Annotated in this window: 7 protein-coding genes; 6 read left to right on the top strand and 1 reads right to left on the bottom strand. The window is 68.7% G+C overall.

Going from position 1 to position 6,385, the window contains the following annotated elements; translation table 11 throughout:
- Window positions 1-203: 203 nt before the first annotated feature.
- Window positions 204-749 (top strand): hypothetical protein, encoded by a 546-nt coding sequence (locus tag WBL05_RS13575; protein WP_424226667.1) that lies wholly within the window; start codon window positions 204-206, stop codon window positions 747-749.
- Window positions 750-790: 41 nt separating this feature from the next.
- Entirely contained in the window at window positions 791-940 is a 150-nt protein-coding gene (locus WBL05_RS13570) for a hypothetical protein (protein ID WP_424226666.1), read from the top strand.
- Between the two features lie 55 nt (window positions 941-995).
- Here WBL05_RS13570 and WBL05_RS13565 read toward each other — a convergent pair whose 3' ends face one another.
- Complete coding sequence (locus WBL05_RS13565; RefSeq protein WP_424226665.1) at window positions 996-2,309, bottom strand: TrpB-like pyridoxal phosphate-dependent enzyme; 1,314 nt, start codon at window positions 2,307-2,309, stop codon at window positions 996-998.
- A 107-nt stretch (window positions 2,310-2,416) separates the two neighbouring features.
- Between WBL05_RS13565 and WBL05_RS13560 the strand changes: the two genes are divergently transcribed.
- The 4 genes from WBL05_RS13560 to WBL05_RS13545 form a co-directional block, all read left to right on the top strand.
- Window positions 2,417-3,517, top strand: coding sequence for a BMP family lipoprotein (locus WBL05_RS13560; protein WP_424226663.1), 1,101 nt, complete (start codon window positions 2,417-2,419; stop codon window positions 3,515-3,517).
- Window positions 3,518-3,554: 37 nt separating this feature from the next.
- The gene (locus tag WBL05_RS13555) at window positions 3,555-4,637 is read left to right on the top strand and encodes a BMP family ABC transporter substrate-binding protein (protein WP_424226662.1); all 1,083 of its coding nucleotides are present in this window, start codon (window positions 3,555-3,557) and stop codon (window positions 4,635-4,637) included.
- 3 nt (window positions 4,638-4,640) lie between these two features.
- Window positions 4,641-5,969 carry an ABC transporter ATP-binding protein gene (locus tag WBL05_RS13550; RefSeq protein WP_424226661.1) on the top strand — a complete coding sequence of 443 codons (1,329 nt, stop codon included), beginning with the start codon at window positions 4,641-4,643 and terminating at the stop codon, window positions 5,967-5,969.
- Window positions 5,962-6,385: ABC transporter permease subunit (locus WBL05_RS13545; protein WP_424226659.1), on the top strand; the 424-nt coding region annotated here is incomplete at its 3' end. The genes WBL05_RS13550 and WBL05_RS13545, both read left to right, overlap by 8 nt.

Genomic DNA, 6,385 nt, shown 5'->3' with positions numbered 1-6,385 from the left:
GAACGGCCGCCTCGAACACCTCCGCGGTTCCGCCCTGGGGTTCCGGAACCTCACCCACTACATCGCCAGATCACTGCTCGAGACCGGCGGATTCAGACCCCAACTACACCCTGCATTGTGATGAGCCAGATTGCTTCCATCGGGAACCCCCTACCATCCCGAACGGCATTGTCGCCGAATAAGCTCCCTTCGAGAGGATTTCCATGAGTTCAATCATGCGTAGTCTCGTCTGTCTTTTCCTGGCCGTTGGTCTCCTGTTATCGGGAACGCCTGCTCTCGCTCAATCCAGCCCTGACGCGCCGCCTGACCCCTACGACGTCATCGCCGACGCGAAGGCCACTGATGCCACGGCTCTCGCTAAGAAGGTCCAGATCATCCGCAGAAGCGATGCACTCATGGCGCTGTTCACTGGAATGCCAAGCAGTGAGGTGACTGTCTACCTCGAGTTCTTTGCTGCTTCGGTTGACAAGAAGCAGGCGATCGACTTCGTGTCTTTGACCAAAGGCAAGCACTACGACGTCTCCGGCACCCCGGAAGACCCAACGATTAGTCTAGTGGATGGCCCGCCGATGCAGACAAGGCCATGTTGCGCTTGTCCTCAGGCGTGGGCAGCCTCGTATGCCTTCTTCGCGGCAACCTTCGCGATGTGCGGTGCAGTCACCGTCTTCTCGGGTCCTGCCGGAGTAGCCTGTGCCCTTGCATTCTGGGGCATCGGCCAGCTGCCGAATTTCGACAATGCATGCAACTAGTGTTCGGTAACAAAACGCCTGGATCGCGCCGAGCTGTCAAGGTGACCTTGATTATTGCTGCGATCATGTCAATGATGGTGGCGGTATCGGTGATCTTGAAACTCGCGCCAACTTGGTATTCGTGGCTCCTCGGCCTGGCGCTCAGCCTCGTCGTGGCGGTCGAGTTGACCCGCCGAGAAGAGCCGCAATAATGATGAAGGCCCGGATCCTTGCCGAGGGGATCCGGGCCTTCGTGTGGGTCTGGGCTCAGGCGTCCAGCATCTCGTCGGACAGGTAGTCGGCGTAGGCCGGCAGATCGAGCTGGCCGCTGCCGGACACGCCGATCAGCACCACCTGGTCGGCGGCGTCGTCGTCGGCGGCCTGCAGGTGGGCGATCGCCCCGGCGATGGCGTGGTTCGACTCCGACGCCGGGATGATGCCCTCGCATCGGGAGAACAGCACACCGGCGGCGAACGCCTCGCGCTGCTTGATCGCCACCGCGTCCAGCAGATGCTGGTCGTAGGCGGCGCTGACCAGCGGCGCCATCCCGTGGAAGCGCAGCCCCCCGGCGTGTACCGGGTCGGGCACGAAGTCGGCGCCCAAGGTGTACATCTTCAGCAGCGGCGTCAGGTTCGCGGTGTCGCCGAAGTCGTAGCGGTACTCGCCTTTGGTCAGCGACGGGCAGGCCGCCGGTTCGCAGGCGACCACCCGCACCGCGGCGTCGTTGGCGAGGTTCTCGCGCAGGAACGGGAAGCTCAGCCCCGCCAGGTTCGAGCCGCCGCCCGCGCAGGCGAACACCTGGTCGGGCAGCCGCTCACCGACCGCGGCCAGCTGCAGCAGCGCCTCCTGGCCGATCACCGTCTGGTGCAGCGCCACATGGTTCAGCACGCTGCCCAGCGAATAGTTGGCCTGCGGGTCGCCGACGGCCGCTTCGACGGCCTCACTGATCGCCATCCCCAGTGAGCCGGAGGTGTCGGGGAAGCGCTCCCTGATCGCCCGTCCAGCCTCGGTGCGCTCCGACGGCGAGGGGGTCACCCGGGCGCCATAGGTCTCCATCTGCATCCGCCGGTACGGCTTGGTCTGGTAGCTGTTGCGCACCTGCCAGACGTCACAGTCCAGTCCGAAGACGCTGCACGCGAACGCCAGCGCGGCACCCCATTGGCCGGCGCCGGTCTCGGTGGTGAGTCGGGTGATCCCGGCCTGCTGGTTGTAGAAGGCCTGCGGTACCGAGGAGTTCGCCTTGTGGGAGCCGATCGGCGAGGCGCCCTCGTACTTGTAGTAGACCCTGGCCCTGGTGCCGAGTGCGGCCTCCAGCCGGTACGCCCGGTACAGCGGGGCCGGGCGCCACAGCCGGTAGATCGCCCGCACCTGCTCGGGGATCTCGATCCAGCGCTCGGTGCTCAGTTCCTGCTCGACCAGCCCGGGCGGAAAGATCGGCGCCAGATCTTCCGGCTTGACCGGTTCCTTCGTCCCCGGGTGCAGGTGCGGGGGGACGGGGCTGGGCAGATCCGCCGCGATGTTGTACCAGTGGGTCGGTATCTGGTCCTCGGACAACAGGATCTTGGTGGGCTGATCAGTCATGGGCGAAACGCTATCGGCTACCGAACTGCTCAAGCAGTCGCGTTCGACTGATGGTTTCGGCTAGGGTCCGGTCTGTATAGGTCGCTGTAACTTACACGGAGGTTCAGATGCGGGCTATTCGAGCGGTGGCCGCGGCAGGGGCGCTGGCGCTGGTGCTGGCCGGATGCGCGACCAGCCCGGGAACCGGCGGACCAGCGTCGACCTCTCCTACCAGCGCGACCAGCGCTGCATCCCAGCCGGCGGGCGACTTCAAGGCCTGCATGGTCGCCGACGCCAGCGGGTTCTCCGACGGGTCGTTCAACCAGACCAGCCACCAGGGGCTGCTGCGGGCCGAAGCCGAACTCGGTATCGAGACCGGCGAGATCCAGGCGCCCGGCGAGGCCGACTACGCCGCCTCCATCCAGGCGCTGGTGGACACCGACTGCGACCTGGTGACGGCGATCGGGTTCAAGCACGCCGACGCCGCCGAGGCCGCCGCGATCGCCAACCCGGAGGTCGACTTCCTGCTGGTGGACGCGATGCCGACCAACCCGCAGCCGAACCTGAAGCCGCTGCTCTTCGACCCCACCGGCGCGGCCTTCCTGGCCGGCTACCTGGCGGCGTCCCAGTCGCAGACCGGCTCGGTGGCCACCTTCGGCGCGGTCAGGAACGCCGACGTGGTGCTCTTCCTCAACGGCTACGCCGCCGGGGTCGACCACTACAACCAGGCGAAAGGCGCCCAGGTGCAGGTGCTCGGTTGGGATCTGGCAACCCAGGACGGCCAGTTCATCCAGTCCCAGTCGCCGTTCCAGGACGTGGCGGCCGGCCGGACCACCGCCGAGAACCTCGCAGCCCAGGGTGCCGACGTCATCTTCCCGGTGGCCGGGATGGCCGGAACCGGCGCGCTGCAGGTGGCTGAGGCGTCCAGCGGCCAGATCGCGGCGATCTGGGTCGACACCGATGGCTGCGTGTCCAACCCTTCGTTCTGCCCGGTCATCCTGACCTCGGTCTACAAGGGCATGGACGTGGCGGTCTTCGCCGCGATCGCCGAGGCCGCCGAGGGCAACTTCGACAACACCGCCTACCATGGCACGCTGGCCAACCAGGGCGTCGGGATAAGCCCGTTCCACCAGTTCGAGGACCAGGTCAGCCAGGCCACCAGGAGCGAGCTGGAGGAGATCCGGCAGGGCCTGGTCGATGGGGCGATCCCACTGCCGGCGGCAGGTTGACCGCTGGGTGTCAGCAGCGGGGGTTAGAGTGCCTCGGGTGAACAAGCTCCTGACCGCCATCGTCGGCGCGATGCTGGCGCTCGTCCTGGCTGGATGCGCCGAGCCTCCGCAGCCGACCACCACCCTCAGCCCCGAACCGAGCCCGACCCCGCCGGTGGAGACGATGACCGCATGCCTGGTCACCGACGACGCCGAACCGACGCCGGGCAGCCCGAACGCCCAGGCCCTCGACGGGCTCGCCCGGGCTGAGCAGGAACTGGCCGGGGTCGCCACCATCCCCGCCGTGGCCGCGGACGGCGAGCAGGCGGGCGTGGTGCAGGGTCTGGTCGACCAGGGCTGCCAGGTGGTGATCGGGAGAGGTGAGGCACTCACCGACGCTATGGCGGCCGCCGCCCGGGCCAACCCGACGATACGGTTCGCGCTGATGGACGCCACCCCCACCTCGGTGCCCGCCAACCTGCGACCCGTGCAGTTCGACACCCACGAATCCGCGTTCCTGGCCGGCTACCTGGCGGCGTCCCAGTCGACGCTGGGCACGGTCGGTGTCTTCGGCGGCCTGGCCGTCCCGTCGGCGACCATCTACATGGACGGCTTCGTGCAGGGCGTGGCGTATTACAGCGAGCAGAAAGGCCGCGAGATCGAGGTCGTCGGCTGGAACCTGGACACCCAGCAGGGCACCTTCGTCCAGTCACCCAACAGCCCCTGGAACGATCCGCAGGCCGGCCGGACCGCCGCGGTCAGCCTGACCGACGCCGGCGCCGACGTGGTGCTGGCCGTGGCCGGCCAGTCCGGGGTCGGTGCGTTGGAGTGGGCCCAGGCCTCGAGCCTGCGGGTGATCTGGTCGGACAGCAACGGATGCCAGACCCAGGCCCAGTACTGCGACCAGATGCTCGGCTCGGTCGTCAAGAACCGGGGAAACGCCGTCTTCGAACTGATCTCGGCCGAGCAACAAGGACGCGGTGCAGCCGGCGTGTTCACCGCCGAGTTGCGCAACGGGGGCACCGAGCTGATACCCGCCGGGGCAGAGTTCGCCCCCGAGCTGGCCGCCGAGCTGGGATCGGTCGAGAAGGGCATCATCGACGGCACGATCAAGGTGGTCTCGCCGGCAGCGATCGGCTGAGCCGTGCCGCTGGAGCTGCGGGGGATCACCAAGCGTTACGGCGATGTGCTCGCCAACGACGGGATCGACTTCGAGGTGCTTCGCGGCGAGATCCACGCCCTGCTGGGCGAGAACGGGGCCGGCAAGACCACGTTGGTGCGGGTCCTGGCCGGGCTGACCAGACCGGACGCCGGCTCCATCACGTTGGACGGCCGGGTCGGGATGGTGCACCAGCACTTCCGGCTGATCGAGTCGTTCACGGTGACCGAGAACATCATCCTCGGCCGCGAACCCGGCCGCGGGCCGTGGCTCGACCTGACCGCCGGTCGGCACCTGGTCGCTGAGCTGTCGACGCGGTACGGGCTGGAACTCGACCCCGACGCGGTGGTGGGCGAGCTGCCGATCGGGGTGCGGCAGCGGGTCGAGATCGTCAAGGCGTTGGCCGACGACGCCGACTGGCTTGTGCTGGACGAACCGACCGCGGTGCTGCGGCCGCAGGAGATCGACCAACTGATGGGCGTGCTGCGCCGGCTGCGTGCCGACGGCCGGGGCATTGTCCTGATCACCCACCGGCTCGCGGAGGCAACCGCGGTGGCCGACCGGATCACGGTGCTGCGGGCCGGTCGGGTGGTCGCGGAGGCGCCGCCGTCCACACCGCACCAGCGGCTGGCCGAGTTGATGGTGGGACGCGCGGTGCCGCCGGCTGAGCTAGGCACCGGCCGGCCGGGTGCCGAGGTCCGGGCAACGGTGTGGGGCATCGAACTGCGGGCCGGTGAGGTGCTCGGGGTTGCCGGTGTGCAGGGCAACGGCCAGGCCGAACTGGTGGCCGCGGTGCGGGCCGCCGTCCACGACCTCGCCTACGTGCCTGAGGACCGGTTGGCGGCCGGTCTGGTCGAGGAGTTGTCGGTGGCCGAGAACCTGGTGCTGAACCAGCTCGCCGATTTCACCCGGCTCGGGTTGCTGCGTCGCGACCGGATGCGGCGGGTCGCCGAGCAACGGGCAGCTGACTTCGGTATTCAGACTGATGTGCGGCGGCCCGTGGCGGTGCTGTCCGGCGGTAACCAGCAGCGCGTGGTGCTCGCCCGGGAGCTTTCCCAGCCCTCGGGGGTGCTACTGGCGTGCGAGCCGACCCGTGGACTCGACGTGTCCGCGGCGGCCTTCGTCCACCAACGGATCGCGGCCGTCCGGGACGCCGGAGCGGCGGTGCTGCTGGTCAGCTCCGACCTCGACGAACTGACCCGGCTGTCCGACCGCATCGCGGTGCTGCACCGGAGGCGGATCGTCGCTGTGGTGCCCCCCGGGGTGTCGCGGGCCCGGCTGGGGCTGCTGATGGCCGGGGTGTCGGATGCGTGACCTGGTCGGCGCCGTGCTGGCGGTGCTGCTCGGTCTGGTCGTCGGCGCCGTGGTGATGGTCCTGTTCGACCCGGCCAGCGCCGCCAACGTAGGGCGCGCGTACGCCGCGCTGTTCGATGGCGCGTTCGGCAGCGGCCAGGCCATGGCTGAGACGATCGCCCTGGCGGCACCTCTGATCTGTGCCGGACTCGGCATCTGGGTGGGCTTCGGGGCGGGACTGTTCAACGTTGGTGCCCAGGGCCAGGCGATCGTCGGCGCCACCTTCGCGGCGTACATCGGCTTCGCGGTGGTGCTGCCGGCGGGCGTCCACCTGGTGCTGGCGCTGGCGGGCGGCATGCTCGGCGGCGCCGCCTGGGGTGCGTTGGCGGGCTGGCTGCGCGCCCGGTTCGGTGCGCACGAGGTGATCACCACCATCA

It is taken from the genome of Brooklawnia sp. (assembly GCF_049651565.1).
Classification (GTDB): Bacteria; Actinomycetota; Actinomycetes; order Propionibacteriales; family Propionibacteriaceae; genus Brooklawnia.
The sequence above is the reverse complement of the archived record's forward strand: the minus strand, read 5'-3'. Positions and strand labels throughout refer to the sequence as shown.

What these genes read in the sequence shown, in the direction of transcription:
- WBL05_RS13575 (WP_424226667.1), top strand. Translation starts at nt 204, where the DNA reads ATGAGTTCAATCATGCGTAGTCTCGTCTGTCTTTTCCTGGCCGTTGGT.
- WBL05_RS13565 (WP_424226665.1), bottom strand. Translation starts at nt 2,309, where the DNA reads ATGACTGATCAGCCCACCAAGATCCTGTTGTCCGAGGACCAGATACCG.
- WBL05_RS13560 (WP_424226663.1), top strand. Translation starts at nt 2,417, where the DNA reads ATGCGGGCTATTCGAGCGGTGGCCGCGGCAGGGGCGCTGGCGCTGGTG.